Annotated in this window: 16 protein-coding genes; 12 read left to right on the top strand and 4 right to left on the bottom strand. The window is 41.4% G+C overall.

All coding sequences use genetic code 11. From position 1 onward, the window contains the following. The first annotated feature begins 150 nt into the window (after window positions 1-150). The 4 genes from QUD85_RS01330 to QUD85_RS01315 are packed head-to-tail and all read left to right on the top strand — an operon-like array spanning window position 151 to window position 4,164. On the top strand, window positions 151-1,278 hold the full coding sequence (locus tag QUD85_RS01330) for a type 1 glutamine amidotransferase domain-containing protein (protein ID WP_093332005.1): 1,128 nt from the start codon (window positions 151-153) through the stop codon (window positions 1,276-1,278). Beyond that, entirely contained in the window at window positions 1,275-2,201 is a 927-nt protein-coding gene (locus QUD85_RS01325; RefSeq protein ID WP_093332008.1) for an alpha/beta hydrolase family protein, read from the top strand. The genes QUD85_RS01330 and QUD85_RS01325 overlap by 4 nt, the downstream gene beginning before the upstream one ends. After that, the gene (locus tag QUD85_RS01320) at window positions 2,198-2,893 is read left to right on the top strand and encodes a response regulator transcription factor (protein WP_093332010.1); all 696 of its coding nucleotides are present in this window, start codon (window positions 2,198-2,200) and stop codon (window positions 2,891-2,893) included. Before QUD85_RS01325 ends, QUD85_RS01320 begins: the two co-directional genes overlap by 4 nt. Window positions 2,894-2,901: 8 nt before the next feature. After that, window positions 2,902-4,164 (top strand): sensor histidine kinase, encoded by a 1,263-nt coding sequence (locus tag QUD85_RS01315; protein WP_093332014.1) that lies wholly within the window; start codon window positions 2,902-2,904, stop codon window positions 4,162-4,164. Window positions 4,165-4,297: 133 nt separating this feature from the next. Here the strand turns inward: QUD85_RS01315 and QUD85_RS01310 are convergent, their stop codons facing one another. Together QUD85_RS01310 and orn are read right to left on the bottom strand one after the other, a co-directional pair. Next, the gene (locus QUD85_RS01310; RefSeq protein ID WP_093332016.1) at window positions 4,298-4,783 is read right to left on the bottom strand and encodes a DUF4442 domain-containing protein; all 486 of its coding nucleotides are present in this window, start codon (window positions 4,781-4,783) and stop codon (window positions 4,298-4,300) included. A gap of 82 nt (window positions 4,784-4,865) precedes the next feature. Next, window positions 4,866-5,411, bottom strand: a complete 546-nt coding sequence (gene orn / locus QUD85_RS01305) for an oligoribonuclease (RefSeq protein WP_093332077.1) — start codon at window positions 5,409-5,411, stop codon at window positions 4,866-4,868. Between the two features lie 116 nt (window positions 5,412-5,527). On the opposite strand from orn, the gene rsgA reads away from it, so the two are divergent. The 5 genes from rsgA to QUD85_RS01280 all read left to right on the top strand — a co-directional run bounded on the left by rsgA (window position 5,528) and on the right by QUD85_RS01280 (window position 10,517). Continuing rightward, the gene (gene rsgA / locus QUD85_RS01300) at window positions 5,528-6,562 is read left to right on the top strand and encodes a small ribosomal subunit biogenesis GTPase RsgA (protein WP_093332018.1); all 1,035 of its coding nucleotides are present in this window, start codon (window positions 5,528-5,530) and stop codon (window positions 6,560-6,562) included. 94 nt (window positions 6,563-6,656) lie between these two features. Next, window positions 6,657-7,523, top strand: a complete 867-nt coding sequence (gene asd, locus QUD85_RS01295; RefSeq protein WP_093332021.1) for an archaetidylserine decarboxylase — start codon at window positions 6,657-6,659, stop codon at window positions 7,521-7,523. Next, window positions 7,524-8,252, top strand: coding sequence for a glycerophosphodiester phosphodiesterase (locus QUD85_RS01290; protein WP_093332024.1), 729 nt, complete (start codon window positions 7,524-7,526; stop codon window positions 8,250-8,252). A 199-nt stretch (window positions 8,253-8,451) separates the two neighbouring features. Next, window positions 8,452-8,841, top strand: a complete 390-nt coding sequence (locus QUD85_RS01285) for a BlaI/MecI/CopY family transcriptional regulator (RefSeq protein WP_093332028.1) — start codon at window positions 8,452-8,454, stop codon at window positions 8,839-8,841. 83 nt (window positions 8,842-8,924) lie between these two features. After that, window positions 8,925-10,517 carry a M56 family metallopeptidase gene (locus QUD85_RS01280; RefSeq protein WP_093332031.1) on the top strand — a complete coding sequence of 531 codons (1,593 nt, stop codon included), beginning with the start codon at window positions 8,925-8,927 and terminating at the stop codon, window positions 10,515-10,517. Window positions 10,518-10,526: 9 nt separating this feature from the next. Here QUD85_RS01280 and QUD85_RS01275 read toward each other — a convergent pair whose 3' ends face one another. Next, window positions 10,527-10,964, bottom strand: a complete 438-nt coding sequence (locus QUD85_RS01275) for a Spy/CpxP family protein refolding chaperone (RefSeq protein WP_177168936.1) — start codon at window positions 10,962-10,964, stop codon at window positions 10,527-10,529. Between the two features lie 153 nt (window positions 10,965-11,117). Between QUD85_RS01275 and QUD85_RS01270 the strand changes: the two genes are divergently transcribed. The 3 genes from QUD85_RS01270 to QUD85_RS01260 all read left to right on the top strand — a co-directional run bounded on the left by QUD85_RS01270 (window position 11,118) and on the right by QUD85_RS01260 (window position 14,288). Then, entirely contained in the window at window positions 11,118-11,816 is a 699-nt protein-coding gene (locus QUD85_RS01270; RefSeq protein ID WP_093332036.1) for a response regulator transcription factor, read from the top strand. A gap of 98 nt (window positions 11,817-11,914) precedes the next feature. Then, window positions 11,915-13,192, top strand: a complete 1,278-nt coding sequence (locus QUD85_RS01265; RefSeq protein WP_143047976.1) for an ATP-binding protein — start codon at window positions 11,915-11,917, stop codon at window positions 13,190-13,192. Window positions 13,193-13,232: 40 nt separating this feature from the next. After that, the gene (locus QUD85_RS01260) at window positions 13,233-14,288 is read left to right on the top strand and encodes an alpha/beta fold hydrolase (RefSeq protein WP_093332041.1); all 1,056 of its coding nucleotides are present in this window, start codon (window positions 13,233-13,235) and stop codon (window positions 14,286-14,288) included. On the opposite strand, the gene QUD85_RS01255 is transcribed toward QUD85_RS01260, so the two are convergent. Then, window positions 14,285-15,208 carry a cation diffusion facilitator family transporter gene (locus QUD85_RS01255; RefSeq protein WP_093332044.1) on the bottom strand — a complete coding sequence of 308 codons (924 nt, stop codon included), beginning with the start codon at window positions 15,206-15,208 and terminating at the stop codon, window positions 14,285-14,287. The genes QUD85_RS01260 and QUD85_RS01255 overlap by 4 nt on opposite strands. Window positions 15,209-15,230 lie beyond the last annotated feature (22 nt).

Genomic DNA, 15,230 nt, shown 5'->3' with positions numbered 1-15,230 from the left:
AGCAAAATTATCCGTAGGATTAGGTGGTTATATGTGAAACCCAGTGAGCAACTAAACAAGGACCAGCCAAATTTAGCTAGCCCCATCTTCACACTCTCTTCACATCCACATTGCTACATTGTCCTCCTAACAAAACAATGGAGCACACAAATGAAAACAAAATTTCAAAAAAACTTAGCAATAACTTTGTTTACGTTAATCTGTAGTTTGGGCAATTCAGCGCAAGCAGATAACAAAAATATTTTAATGGTACTGAGTAGTTACGGCGAAAAAAATGAGCAAGGAGAGCTGATAAAGCCTGGTTATGAATTTGATGAAATGAGTAAGTCATACCTTGTATTTAAGTCTGCAGGTACTAACGTAACATTTGCTTCGCCAAGTGGCGGTGAACTCATTACAGACAATTTTGACACTGAAAAACCTTACAACAAACAATTTCTTACTGATCAGCAAGCAGTCACATTGCTAAAACAAACCAAATCATTGAGCACCATCAATCCAAACATGTATGACGCCATATACGTGGTTGGAGGCAAAGGACCAATGTATGACTTGGCTAAAGACCAAAAGCTAAAACAATTGATCAAATCAATCTATGAGCAAAACGGTATTGTTGCTGCAGTATGCCATGGTCCTGCCGCGCTTTTGGATATAAAACTTAGCAATGGAGAATATCTACTTGCAGGCAAGCGAATATCAGCTTTTACCAACCTTGAGGAACAAGCGTTTACCAAGAAATGGCAATTACCTTTTTCATTAGAGGATCAAATAAAGGCACAAGGCGCTCAACTAATAAAAGATGGATTGATGCTAAATCAAGTAAGCATTGATGGCCGTTTAGTGACAGGACAAAATCCTTTTTCAACGGCAGATAGCGCTATTGCGGTTGTTGAAAAGTTGGGATTAGCCACAGACAATCTGCCCCAATTCAAAGACGACAATACAATAAAACTAGTAGAGCAGTTTTATGTTGATAGTCAGGCTGCAAAGCAAACTTTTGAGACCAGCAAGCAAGATTACAGCCCTATGCTACTGGCCATGTTCGGTGTTTACCAAAGTAAATATGCCAATACTGAAGCTGAGCGCAACGTTGCGTTAATGCTAATGGAGTTAACGTCAAAAGATATTGACCATCCAATGTTATATACCGCAATTGCACAAACCTATTTAGACCAAAACAATCCACAACAAGCTATCAACGTTTTGAAGCACTCAAAAACTAAGTTTCCTGAAAACGAACAGATTAACATCCTGCTTGATGAGGCGACAAAATCATGAACTGGCTAAAGCAAAATTGGAAAAAAATGATGACATCTATTATTGGCGTTTTAGCAGTACTCGGGGCGATTTGGTATGCAATTTGGGGATTGAAAGACTATCAAGTAAACCCTGAAATCATCGCAAAGAGATATCAATATCAAACCAGTGCGATAAATATGAAGATGCAGCAGCAATCGGCCAATAGCTATAGCTTTACCTACACTAGTTTTGACGGTGCTAATGTAAATGGTCGCATTCAATACCCTGTAAATGTTCATGCCGATAGCAACGATAAGTATCCTGTATTAATTGGCATTCATGCGATGGGACGCAGTGAAAATCGCTGGTGGATGGACAGCTTTAAACAACGTCCAACACTAGAGCAAACTCACAAAATCACTGAGCAAGCGCTCGAAAGCGGCTATATAGTAATTGCTATCGACAGCCGAAATCACGGTAAACGAAAAGATGCAGCATATAGTATTATCGATATTATGGATGACATGCACTTTTGGGGTGAACGAGATCCCTATGAACAGATGGTTGTAGATACAGTAAAAGATTACCGCGTTTTACTCGATTGGATGGACAACCAATCGCAATTTGATAAAGAACAAACTCATGTGGCCGGCTATAGCATGGGTGCGCAAGTCTCGCTCTTATTAGCCAGCACAGACCAACGAATTGAGCATGTATTGTCGATAGTTCCGCCTTACCTCGACGACAAAACAGCCATTGTAGCGCCCAAAAATTTCGCTAGAGCAATCAATGTCGATACGCTATGGTTAGTGACAGCCAATGATGACGAATACGCGTCTAAATCAGAAAACCAAGAGTTGTTTGAAATGATTGCCATCGATGACAAAAAACACATCCAATTTGACGGCGGACATGTGTTACCAACAGGGTACTACAATCAATTATCAGGTTGGTTTAAATGACCAATAGTGCGCTTAAAGTGCTCATCGTGGAAGATAATGTTGCGATAAGCAAAAATATCGCAACCTTCTTCGAGCAAAAAAATCTGCAACTAGATTTTGCCTACGATGGGCTTCAAGCTACAAGTCTTGCGCTCGAAAATTTCTATGATGTCGTTGTGTTGGATGTTGCGATGCCAAAGATGGATGGCCTAGCTGTTTGTCAGCAATTGCGCGAAAAATCGCAACGACATATACCCATCATAATGCTTACAGCTAGAGATACACTTGACGATAAGTTGAAAGGCTTTGCACAGGGTGCTGACGACTATCTAACGAAACCATTTGCACTGGAAGAGCTATATGTCAGGGTCATTGCGCTCGCGCAGCGGCACTCTTTGCATAAGCCGAAAGTACTATCACTTGGCACTGCGCAGCAAAGGCTCAGTTTAGATATCTCCACAAAACAGGTCATTAGAGCGGGACATAAAATCCATCTGCAACCTATTCCATTTAGCATTTTACATATTCTAATGGAAGCACACCCCAGAGCCGTTACTCGCAGTGAATTGTGCGAACGTATTTGGGGAGATGACCAAACCTCATCTGACGCACTGCGCTCTCACCTTTATCAATTAAGAAAAGCGTTAGATAAACCTTTCCAACAACCTTTAATTAAAACCTTGCACGGCATTGGATTTAGTTTAGATCTATAGAGGTGAAGATGTTTTCAAATCAAATTCGGTCTCGCATTTTTGTTTATTTTATTGCTAGCTCGGCCATTATCTTTTTAGTTCTATCAGCTTTGTCTTTGCTGTTTTCGTATCTAGTAGAAGATTCGTTGTTCGACAAACTATTAAAAAGCGAATTGTCACATGTTCAACAACAAATTGAAAACGGGCAAATGCCTGAGCCAAATCTGTCCTTTGTCAGCTTTTATGCCTCTAAAAATGAGTTGCCAAAGGCAATTCAAGGCTTACTAAACGAAGAACCAAATCGTATTGAATTTCCAGGCGACAACGATAAACACTACCACCTAAAAGCACTAGATAGTGGTTACTTAGTGGCGGAAGTTAGCGAGTATCTCATTGTTCGGGATATGAAAAGTGGCATGTTTAAAACCCAGTTTATCTTTTTACTGTTAACAGCATGTGTCGTTGCGTTTGTGTCTTGGAGACTAGCAAAACGTATTGTTAAGCCTATAGATAATTTAATGGATGTGTTGTCTGAAGTGGATGCACAGACAATTCCGAGCGGATTTTCAGATTCGTTTGCACATGATGAAATTGGACTTTTTGCAAAGAAACTCGATCTTGCCATGCATCGAATAGATCAGTTTATTCAAAGGGAACAGCAATTCACTCGGGACGTATCGCACGAGCTTCGCACCCCTATAGCCATCAGTGATGGCGCTTTAACGCTGATTAAAGGCACCGATTTGCAACCGGATCAGATAACGCTAATAAACCGAATTGCCGATGCGCAAAAGCAAATGCAGTCTTTTATTAGCGCTCTGCTCGCGTTAGCACGAGAAACTGATTTTGAGCAGGAAACTATTTCGCTTTTACCACTACTCGAAGCATGTATTGTTGAACACCACGGGTTATTGGAAGGCAAAGATATAGCATTGCATCTAGACGTATCAAGAGATGTATGCCTAGTATCTAACAAACAAGCACTTGCTATGATCGTTGGTAATCTACTCGCTAATGCTTTTCAACATACGCAGCAAGGGGTTATTAACATCGCCTATCAAGATAATCGTTTAGATATTCGAGATTCCGGCGAAGGGATCGCACCTGAAATATACAAAGATGTATACCGGACTGGCGTAAAAGGAGAGCAAAGCGCAGGTTTTGGAATAGGTTTATCTTTAGTTAAGCGTTTATGCGAAAAAGTTGATATATCAATTTCAATTTCTTCTGATAACTCAGGCACCTTAGTTCGATTAACCTTGCCGACAGGCAGACATGATAACGTAGTTTAAATCAAACAAAGTTACACCAATCACAGCACTGACTAAAACAATGTACAGTGTTCCTAACCAATTTGTTACTTACTACATGTATAAATTCAACAAAAAAAACGAGCTACTAAGCTCGCTTTTTCGTTTTTAAATACTACTTTTTCTTTGATATCCACGCCCATTCCATTAGCGCTTCAATAGGTTCTTCACCGCTTTCATCAACAATGTTGATTGGCACGATGAAATCACCTTTTTCCTCATTCTTCATACGCGCAATATATGCCGGAGATAGTGTCGCTTTTGCGATTAAGCCACCTTGCATGCGCTTTTTGTACTTTATCGTCATCGATTTGATCAGCGGGATTTTATCGTCTGGCAAGTTCACGCCAACGACAATGCCCGTTGTTGATTCAGCAAGTAATGCCGCAGCACAAGCATGAACCCCACCAATATGATTTTGAATTGGCTTTTTGTTAGGAATGGTAAGGATTGCTTCCTCTTCACTCACTTTCAACAGTTTGATTTTCGATGTTCCTGCATACTTTACCTGCGTGTTAAACAGTTTAGTCAGCAAAAACGAATGCCATGCCTTGGGCATTTTGTAGACAAATTGAACGGCTTTATTTAAACGATTAGCCATAACTCAGCTCTTATAAACGCTATACTTGCTTCATAATGGCTCATACTGGTCAGACCTGCAAGTATTTATTGCACATTATCAATTAAAGTTTGAAGAATAGTTCTCTGTAAACTTTGAGTTCTTCTATCGACTCTCTAATATCATCAAGTGCCAAGTGGGTGCCTGTTTTCTTAACCGCTTTCAACACTTCAGGCTTCCAACGGCGCGCTAATTCTTTGATCGTGCTCACGTCTAAATTGCGATAATGGAAATAATCTTCAAAGTCTGGAGCATATTTGTTTAGAAAACGGCGATCTTGACCAATACTATTGCCGCACATCGGCGACTTTCCTTTATCAACATACTGTGCAACAAAAGCGGTAGTTTCGGCCATTGCACTTGCTAAATCGGTAGTGCTGTCTTTACAACGCTGTGTTAGGCCAGATTTACCATGCGTTTCAATGCACCATTCGTTCATGTTTTCCAACACTTCATCGCTCTGATGAATAGCAAACACTGGCCCTTCTGCTAACACGTTAAGGTCGCTATCTGTGACGATTGTTGCGATCTCCAAAATTACATCAACCGCCGGTTCTAAACCCGTCATTTCCAGATCTAACCAAATCAAATTCGTATCATTCTTGGACATTGATTCACCCATTTTAATTGCATATTAGCTCAACTATAAATTAATCAGTATAATACGGCAGATCATTCTTTCTTCTCAATGCATTTAAACAGAGAAACGATTTAAGACAATAATTAGTGGCCAAAAAGACAAAACTGACAAAAGGGCAAGCGCGACGCATTAAGCAGAATCGTGCTAAGAAGCTCAATACCAAACAAGACCAGACGCAATGGTTAGACGACGAGCTTTCTGCACCGATTGACGGTGTGGTGATTAGCCGTTTTGGTCAGCATGCTGATATCGAAGATAGCAGTGGCGACATTTTTCGCTGCAACATCAGGCGCACTATCACCTCACTTGTTTGCGGCGATAAAGTCTTATGGCGAAAAGGAAAAGAAACAAAGCATACAGTAAGCGGTGTCGTTGAAGCGGTAAAAGATCGTAGTTCAACACTAGCAAGGCCCGATGTTTATGATGGCGTAAAACCCATTGCCGCCAATATCAGTCAAATCATTATCGTCTCTTCGGTACTACCAGCCTACAATAGCGACATTATTGACCGTTACCTTGTTGCATGTGAGAACACTGGCATCAAGCCAACTATTTTATTAAACAAAGTCGATTTATTAGATGACGAGCTCGCTGATATTATCGAAGAAAGTCTCAATATCTATCGCGATATAGGTTATGAGATTATGTTTGCCAGCAGTGAGTCTGGCCATGGTATTGACGCGCTGAAACAAAAATTAGCCGATGAGACCTCAATTTTTGTTGGTCAGTCGGGGGTAGGTAAATCAACGTTAACTAACGCTTTAATGCCGGGGTTGGATTTGATCACTAAAGATGTTTCGGAAAATTCTGGGCTTGGCCAACATACCACAACCGTTGCTCGTTTGTTTCACTTCCCAGATGGTGGCGACCTGATAGACTCACCTGGCATTCGAGAATTCGGCTTATGGCACCTAACACCAGAGCAAGTATTTAATGGCTTCGTTGAATTTGCAGAGTTTTTAGGGGACTGTAAGTTTAGAGATTGTAAGCACCTTAATGATCCAGGCTGCGCCCTACAAGCAGCGGTACAATCTGGTAAAATTTATGAAGAGCGTTTAGATAGTTTTCATCGTATAATTTCTAGCTTAGATGAAAATACGTTAACATCGCGCTTCAATTAATCCCCCTTGTAAGGGTTAGTCACAATATGCGCAATGAGTTAACTCACTATACGCGCGTATGATCACGCGATCTAGAGTAGTAACAGGGACAATCATGTCATTAGATAGAGTTAAAATTGCATTGCAATACGCAATGCCAAAGCATTTAATTTCACGCCTAGTAGGCAAGTTAGCTGCCGCTGAAATGGGCTGGTTAACGACCAAAGCCATTGAAAGCTTTATTAAAGCTTATGGCATCAACATGGCAGAGGCAAAACTGAAAAATGCGTCTGACTTCAAAACATTCAACGACTTTTTTACACGTGAGCTAGAAGAAGGTGCTCGTACAATCGATCAAGATGCAAGCACACTTTGTTACCCTGTCGACGGCGCTATCAGCCAACAAGGTGATATTGTTGATGGCCAATTAATTCAAGCAAAGGGCTTTAATTACAGCTTAACCAGTTTACTCGGTGGCGATGAAGCAACTGCAGCACCTTTTGTAGGTGGAAAGTTTTCGTGTATTTATTTAGCACCAAAAGATTATCACCGTATCCATATGCCGATGAAAGCAACGCTGCGTGAAATGATCTATGTACCAGGTGAACTATTTTCGGTGAATCCACTAACTGCTCAAAATGTGCCAGATTTATTCGCACGCAATGAACGCGTGGTGTGTATTTTTGATACCGAGCATGGCCAAATGTCAATGACATTAGTCGGCGCGACCATTGTCGCAAGTATCGAAACAACTTGGGCTGGCACGATTACACCACCCGCAGGTAAAGATATTTTTAGATGGCAATATCCGGCAGAAGGTATCGGCGCAATCACGTTCGAGAAAGGCGACGAAATGGGCCGATTTAAATTAGGCTCTACCGTTATTGCGACGTTTGAACCAAATATGGTCGAATTCAATACAGACGCTGGCCCAGAAACTGTGACACGCTTAGGCGAGCACTTCGCTGATATGGTTAAATAGATGCTGGTTGTTGCACATCGAGGCGCAAGTCATAACTGCCCAGAAAACACAGTGCTTGCCTTTGAACAAGCACTTGTCGAAGGGGCTGATGGCATTGAACTTGATGTGCATCTGCATAAAAGTGGTGAGCTGATTGTTTGCCACGATCATTACATTGACCGCATTAGCTCGCTTGATGGCGACTTAAACGATTTTACCTTAAAGCAGCTGCAACAAATTGCTTTGCCTCAAAACCAACACATATCTTTGCTCAGTGAAATACTAAGACGCATTAATGGTCGTTGCATCGTCAACATCGAACTTAAGACTGCCGATTGTGATAAAAATACGCTAGCTAGGCTTTGTCGCGTGCTTGAACAAACACTGTACGAAGCCACCACAAGCTTTAACTTTAAGCCAAAGCAGTTGATTGTCTCCTCATTTAATCACCCGCTAATTGGATACCTTGCTAACAAAATTTCTGATTTTCCAGTTTCGCCGTTAACAGCAAGCTGCCCACTCAGTCTGTCGGGTTTTGCGACGAAGCTTAATGCATCAGGGTTACATGTCACCATAGATTGCTTAAATAAAGAAATTGTTGATGACGCGAAAAAAAATGGACTGTACGTATGGGTGTATACCGTAGATCGAGCACAAGATATTGAACGATGTTATGCGCTAGGCGTCGATGCAATAATAACTAATACCCCTGCTAGCACAATTCAAGAATTAAAAATTATTTTAAAATAATAACAACAGCTTATAGCTTTTTATTTGTCAATTGTTAAAAAACAGTTGAGTTAAAACGAAACTAACGGTACGATGCAGTTCGTAAAAAAAGATATATGAGTGGTTATCTTTTCCGCTAGCTTATTTGGTTACTTCCAGTAATGCCTACCGCTAGACATAAAGTGAAGACCCACTCACTTTAAAGCAAAGGAAATTATCTATGGCGAGAGAGAAAAACGGTACTAAGCCTACCGAGGCTGAGTTGACGTTACTAAATATTTTGTGGGAGATCGGTCCGGCGACTGTACGTCAGATTCATGAAACATTAAGTAAACGCCAAAACACTGGCTATACGACGGTATTAAAGATTTTACAAATTATGCACGAAAAATCGCTTGTTAACCGAGACGAAAGCAACCGTGCTCATGTATACTCTGCTGCAGAGAGCCAAATGATTACGCAATCTTCCCTAGTCAAGGATTTGATTCGCAAAGCATTTGGTGGATCTACGTCAAGTCTAGTTCAACGAGCTATTGACGATAATACGACGCGTCAAGAAATAAATGACATCCGCAGTATGTTGGATGAAATAGAAAAACGCGCAAACTAAACATAATTAAAATATGCACTACTACCCAAGTAGTGCCGGTGATTTAACAATAAAGAAGCCCAAGTATATGGGCCCTTAACACTATGCTTAACGAAGTTCTAAATAGCCCTGTGTTATATAGTCTAGCTGTATCTTTGCTGCACTTTTTGTGGCAAGGGCTTCTTATTGCTGCCGTCCTCAGAATCTACCTGTTAATCACTCCTGTTAACCGTTCAAAAGCTCGATATAACGCCGCGTGTTCAGCAATGTTAATGTGCTTAATTGCACCCATTGTTACTTTTGCACTCGTTTTTGAGCCTCAATTAGCGTCCGTGGTGGAACAGCATTATGTGTCGTTCCAAATTGTCTCAAACGAAACCACGATTCTCGGTGTGCGAAGCAACCAGTATCTTCCCTATTTGTCCGTTGGTTGGTTTGCCAGCGTATTTATTCTAACGGTTAAACTTGCCCTCGACTTAAAAGCAGTTAATCAGCTACCAAAAGACTCATTCACTCCTAAAGATCCGGAATTACTGGCGACGTTTTTACGCTTATGTGATCAAATAGGTTTGAGTAAGGTGCCTGCATTTTTGCTATCGAAAAAAGCAACTGTGCCAATGGCATTAGGATGGTTAAAACCGACCGTATTAATTCCAACAAGCATGCTGACGGGTTTAACTCCTGCACAATTAGAAATGCTTATATTGCATGAATTGGCGCATGTTAAACGACACGACTACATTGTTAATTTCGTGCAAACGCTGGTCGAAATATTGTTGTTTTTCCATCCGGCTGTTGGCTGGATTTCATATCAGATTCGCAATGAAAGAGAATGTTGTACCGACGATTTAGCCGTAAGTTGCTGTGGTAAGCCGCTAGATTATGCGCGCACTTTAGCAGACACCGCGAGTGTTTGTTTAGCTGATAACGACAACCAAACGCGCTCGCTAGCTATTGCGGCTTCCGGTGGTGAGTTAAAAAAACGTGTTGTAAGACTAGTTCATCCACAGCACTACAGCGCCCAGAGTCGAGTTGCCAAACGCCTAGCACTTTTCACTTCAGCACTAACCATCACGTTAACCGCGTTATTGGTGGCTGCAGAAGACAAAAAAATGATCCCAAGTTTAGCGGCGAAAACCGACAACTTATTAGAGATTCGTTTCTCCCAATTAAATTTTGAAACCATGACGAGTTTCAAAAATGGCACGCTAGATAAAGTTGCAACTAATCTAATCGGCATGCTGCCACTTTATCAAGCACCAGTGCCATTTGCCCGCACTGATGAAGACAATATTTTGTTGATCAAAAGCGCTGCTGAAGCGAGACGCATTGAGTTACAACGTTTAAGGCAAGAGCAGCTTGAGCAAAACAAACAACGACAAATGCGCAAAAAGATTGTGCGCTTGCCAATGCCAGTTGCACCACAGTTACAACAGGCGATACTGCTTAAACAAAAACAGCCTCAGTATCCTTATTTAGCGCAGCGACGTGGCATAGAAATGAATGTCAAAGTCGACTTCACCATTGACGAGATGGGGCAAATTCGAAACATTCAAATCGAAGACAAACCAAAGGTCAGATACTTTAAATCAAGTATCAAGAAGGCATTGAAAAAGTGGCAGTTTGAACCTGCCACTGAAAATGGTAAAGCCATTGAAAGTCAAATGAGCAAGGTCTTTGCTTTCAATTTGGCTTAACCGCGAGCATTACCCTCTGCTAAACTCAGCGCGCTTTTCGCTAACATTTTTCCATTTTTCACGTTGCTCTTGATTTAACACATTCCAGATTTTGTGTTTCATACGCGCTCGTTCTAACGCCGCTTGGTTCAACGTAATTTGATATTCATTTTGCAACGCTAAAAACGCGGCTTCATTAAAGTTGTCACTTTGAATCAACTCACGTTCCTTACCTTTAAACGTTTTCATTTGCTCTTTGTAGCTCGCCATTGTTTCTTTTTGAGCGGCCATTAACGCCTTTATTTCGGTCTTTTGGTCGTCTGTTAAATCAAGCATTTTTGCCATGCGCTTCATTTGCTTAACCATGACTTGTTTGCCACCAAATTCACGTTTCATATCGTCTTTAGCTAGCGCAACGCCGCTTAAAGCCACACCTGAGATGATACCTGCAGCGATTAGTTTCTTCATTCTCATAACAATCTTCCTGTTTTCATAAATTTCGATGATATAGTAATCAATTAAGCGCAAAGAAACGCAAAGCAATTGTAAAGTTGCGTAAATTCCTGAGAAAGTTTAGCAAAAGTGCATAAAATAACGTCGAGTAACAACAAAGGTACGCGTATGAGCCAGCATATACTGATTATTGATGACGACATTGAAATTACAGAACTGCTTTCTACTTTCTTAAGTAGTGAAGGCTATACGATTTCTGTATGTAATGACGGCGTCCGTGGGCTGGCTGCTGCTAAGGAAGGAAACGCCGACCTGATACTACTTGATGTCATGATGCCTGGCCTCAATGGCTTTGAGGTATTACAAGCTTTAGGTGGCAGTTACTCTATCCCTATATTAATGCTTACCGCCAAAGGTGACGCTGCCGACAAAGTGCTAGGGCTTGAACTTGGCGCCGATGACTATTTAGCGAAACCTTTTCAATCTAGTGAATTGTTAGCGCGTATTAAAGCCATTTTACGCCGTATCGATATTACCAAGAACAGTCAAACAAACCTGAATGAAACGAGTATCAACCAGGTAGTGATGAAGCCAGCGACTAGAGAAGTCTTTTGTAACGAAAAACCGGTTGAACTTACCGGAACAGAATATGAAATATTGGCTTATTTTTTGGAACGAACCGGCACCATTGTTAGTAAAGATGAAATATCGCAGCAAGTGTTAGGAAGAAAAATTACCCCGTTTGACCGCAGCATCGATATGCATGTCAGCAATATTAGACGTAAGCTCCATGAAACCTCTGATTCAGACAAATTTAAAACTGTGCGCGGTGCTGGCTATATCTTTTTGTCAGGAGAGAACGGCTAGTGCGTAACTTGTTGACATATTTACAACGTATCAATGTAAAACTCTTTTTGTGGTTTTGGTTAATCACAATTGTGTCCGTCGTAGCAACGCGTTTTATAATGACGAATTTCGTTGATGATGTCGTCTACTTACAAGCTAACCAGCAAGATATAGAATTGTTAGAGCAATATAAAAAGCGCTTTGTCAGAGATGGCCGCATGCCGCCCAAAGCACTAATGAAACGCTTGAATCCGAGAGCACCGACTACCGTTATTTTAGAAGACGACACAAGTGGACAGTTTCGAGTTTTCGGTAATGAACGCGTCGATAAGATCATAGAATTCATCGAAGATAGAGTGCTTGATACAACAAATTCTTACCAGTTCTTTCATCATCGCCTAACCGGGCCTGTCGTTGCCAAAACACCAAAGCGAACGTTTAAGTTATATCTTGTAAAGAAAACGCGACCACAAACATTTGCAGAAAAGCTGTTTACCCTGCCTATGTGGGCACGATTATTAGTACCGGCGTCTATCAGTTTTGTTTTATGTTGGCTACTTGCGCGCTCTCTAACCAAGCCGCTTAGGTCAATGCAACATGCTACCAAGCAGATTGGTGAGGGAGATTTGACTTCAAGAGTGACGGGCTTGGACAATCGTAAAGATGAAATTGGCGAGTTGAGCAAAACCTTTAATACCATGGCAGAGAAGCTATCTCATAATAGCGCCGCGCAGCAACGGTTGCTTGCCGACGTGTCTCATGAATTAAGAACGCCACTAACGCGACTAGAGATCGCATTAAGTATCGTCCAGCAGCAAAATGAGCACAACAAAAGCAATGACTACATAGAGCGTTGCAAGGACGAAATAGCCCGCATAGACAGCATGCTCAACGATATACTGACATTGTCTAAATTGGAAAATACTGTCACTGAACTTAACAAGGAAGCGTTAAGCACGGTGAATTTTATTGAAAATCATGTCGATGATGCAAGTTTATTAGCTCAACCAAAACATATAGATGTCGAGATTGCTAATAATGATGTGGCAACGATTAATGCCGATTATGCTTTACTCAGCAGCGCCTTATCAAACGTCCTCAGCAATGCGATCAAATATAGTCCAGATAACAGTGCTATTAAGGTGTCTAGCGTCGTCAGTGGTAAAGCGTTATCGATCACTGTCAGTGATCAAGGTCCTGGTGTAAGCGAACATTTACTTGCCATTATGTTTGAGCCGTTTTACCGCATAAGTGAAGCGCGAGAACGTAAAACAGGCGGCACAGGCTTAGGGCTCGCTATCGCAAAACAAGCCGTGGTAGCACACAAAGGAAAAATTACTGCTAAAAATAAGCCCGAGGCTGGCCTTGAGGTAACAATCGTTCTACCTTTACACTAAAATGTCTATGGTCTGTACCTTTTGATTCTTTGGAGTAGCGATGGCGCTAGCAAATAAGTTATTCTTAAGCTTAGTTTTTTTAATCATATTGAGTCCAATTGTGAACGCGGATAGTTATACCCAGGCGCTAACCAAAGAAAAACAACAATCAATTGACGCCTTTTGGCAAACAGGCGAATTTTCGACATTTCAGGGAAAAGCAAACATTAGCATAGCGTATGCCCAGTTCTTCAGCGAAGATCATCAAGATACGATCGTGTTTTCCCCTGGCAGAACAGAAGGCTATCTCAAATATGACGAGTTAGTGTTTGATTTGTATCAGCAAGGATACAACGTATTTGTGATCGACCACCGTGGTCAGGGTATATCGCAGCGTTTGCTTAACAACCCTCATAAAGGTTACGTCAAATACTTTGACGACTACAGTGAAGATCTCAATCAGTTTATCGATGAAATCGTAGTGAAAACGTCAAATCACATACCGCATATTTTATCGCACTCAATGGGTGGGACAATTGCTGTGCGATATTTACAACTATACCCAAGCAAAGTTAAGTCGGTTGTATTATCGTCGCCGATGATAGCGATAAACGCTGGCGCTATGCCAAATTGGTTTGCGCATTCAATGGTAGCAACCTATGCCACCTTTAATGACTGGTTTTCAGATGAGCCTTGGTATTTTATTGGTCAAAATGACTATAAATTAAAACCCTTCGATGGCAATGATTTAAGTCAAGATGCCGAGCGCTACAAAGCCATGCAACAAAAGTATCTCGCTAACCCGACAATGCAATTAGGTGGTGTTACTGCTTATTGGTTGCAACAGGCAATTCAAGCAAATGAAGATATTTTCGCCCACCTTAATGACATCGATGTACCGGTATTGCTGCTGCAATCAGGCGCAGATGTGATTGTGGACAACGAGGCGCAAGACGAGTTCTGCCAACAATTACACGCCCTGCATACACAATCCTGCCCTGACGGAAAAGCGATTGTTTTTGAAGGTGCAAGACATGAAATCTTCATCGAAAAGAATGAGATAAGAGCGAAGGCTTTTGAAAAAACGATTGCATGGTATAAGCAACACAGCAATTAAGTAGCACGCTCGTTGTCAGCTAGCTCTTTAGCAACGACAGATGTCGGGTCCTGATGTATCAGCACCTCACAGGGGTGAAATTCAGCTTTAATCATCTGTTCTATTTCAACAGAAATAGAATGCGCATCAGACAAGCTCAACGAGTCCGGCAGCTCTAAATGAAATTGAATAAAGCATATTTCACCGGATTGGCGCGTTCTAAGTTCATGTATGCCTATAGTTGAATCATGCTGATTCGCTATGTCGTTAATTCTATTCCTATCGCCTTCTGCTAACTCTTTATCCATCAAATTATTAACTGACAATCGAATAATATTAAATGCATTAAACGCCAGTAGCAGCCCAACAAAACAAGTAAAAATGCCGTCCGCATAAAGCCATATACCTGCGCTTAAGTACAATGAAACGAGCACACCTAGATTGAGCAATAAGTCGGATTGATAGTGCAATGAATCGGCGCTAATTGCGACACTTTGAGTTTTGTTAATCACCAATTTTTGCAACACCACGAGTGCGAGTGTCATCACAATGGTAAAAAGCGTAACACCAATGCCTATACCACTATTTGCGATTGCAGCAGGGTTTAATAAGCGTTCGATGCCGGAGATAACAAGCAAAAACGCACTACCTAACACGAAAGCGGACTGTAGAAGTCCCGCTAAACTTTCTGCTTTGCCATGACCAAAGCGATGATTATCGTCAGCGGGAGACAAGGCAATGCGCAAGACAATCAAGTTAACGGCAGAGGCAAACAAATCAAGTACTGAATCGGTGGCTGATGCGAGCATAGCGCCAGAATTTGTCCGATAAAACGCCCACAACTTGATCACTACAAAAAGCAGAGCGATGACAACTGCCGCTCTTGCGGCAAGTTTAACCCAAAACTGATATTGATTTTCTGCTCGCGAGTGTTGCGTCACATGTCATCCTTTTGTCTAAACT

The organism is Thalassotalea agarivorans, assembly GCF_030295955.1.
In the GTDB taxonomy this organism is placed as follows: domain Bacteria; phylum Pseudomonadota; class Gammaproteobacteria; order Enterobacterales; family Alteromonadaceae; genus Thalassotalea_D; species Thalassotalea_D agarivorans.
This window is presented reverse-complemented; position numbering and strand designations above follow the sequence as displayed.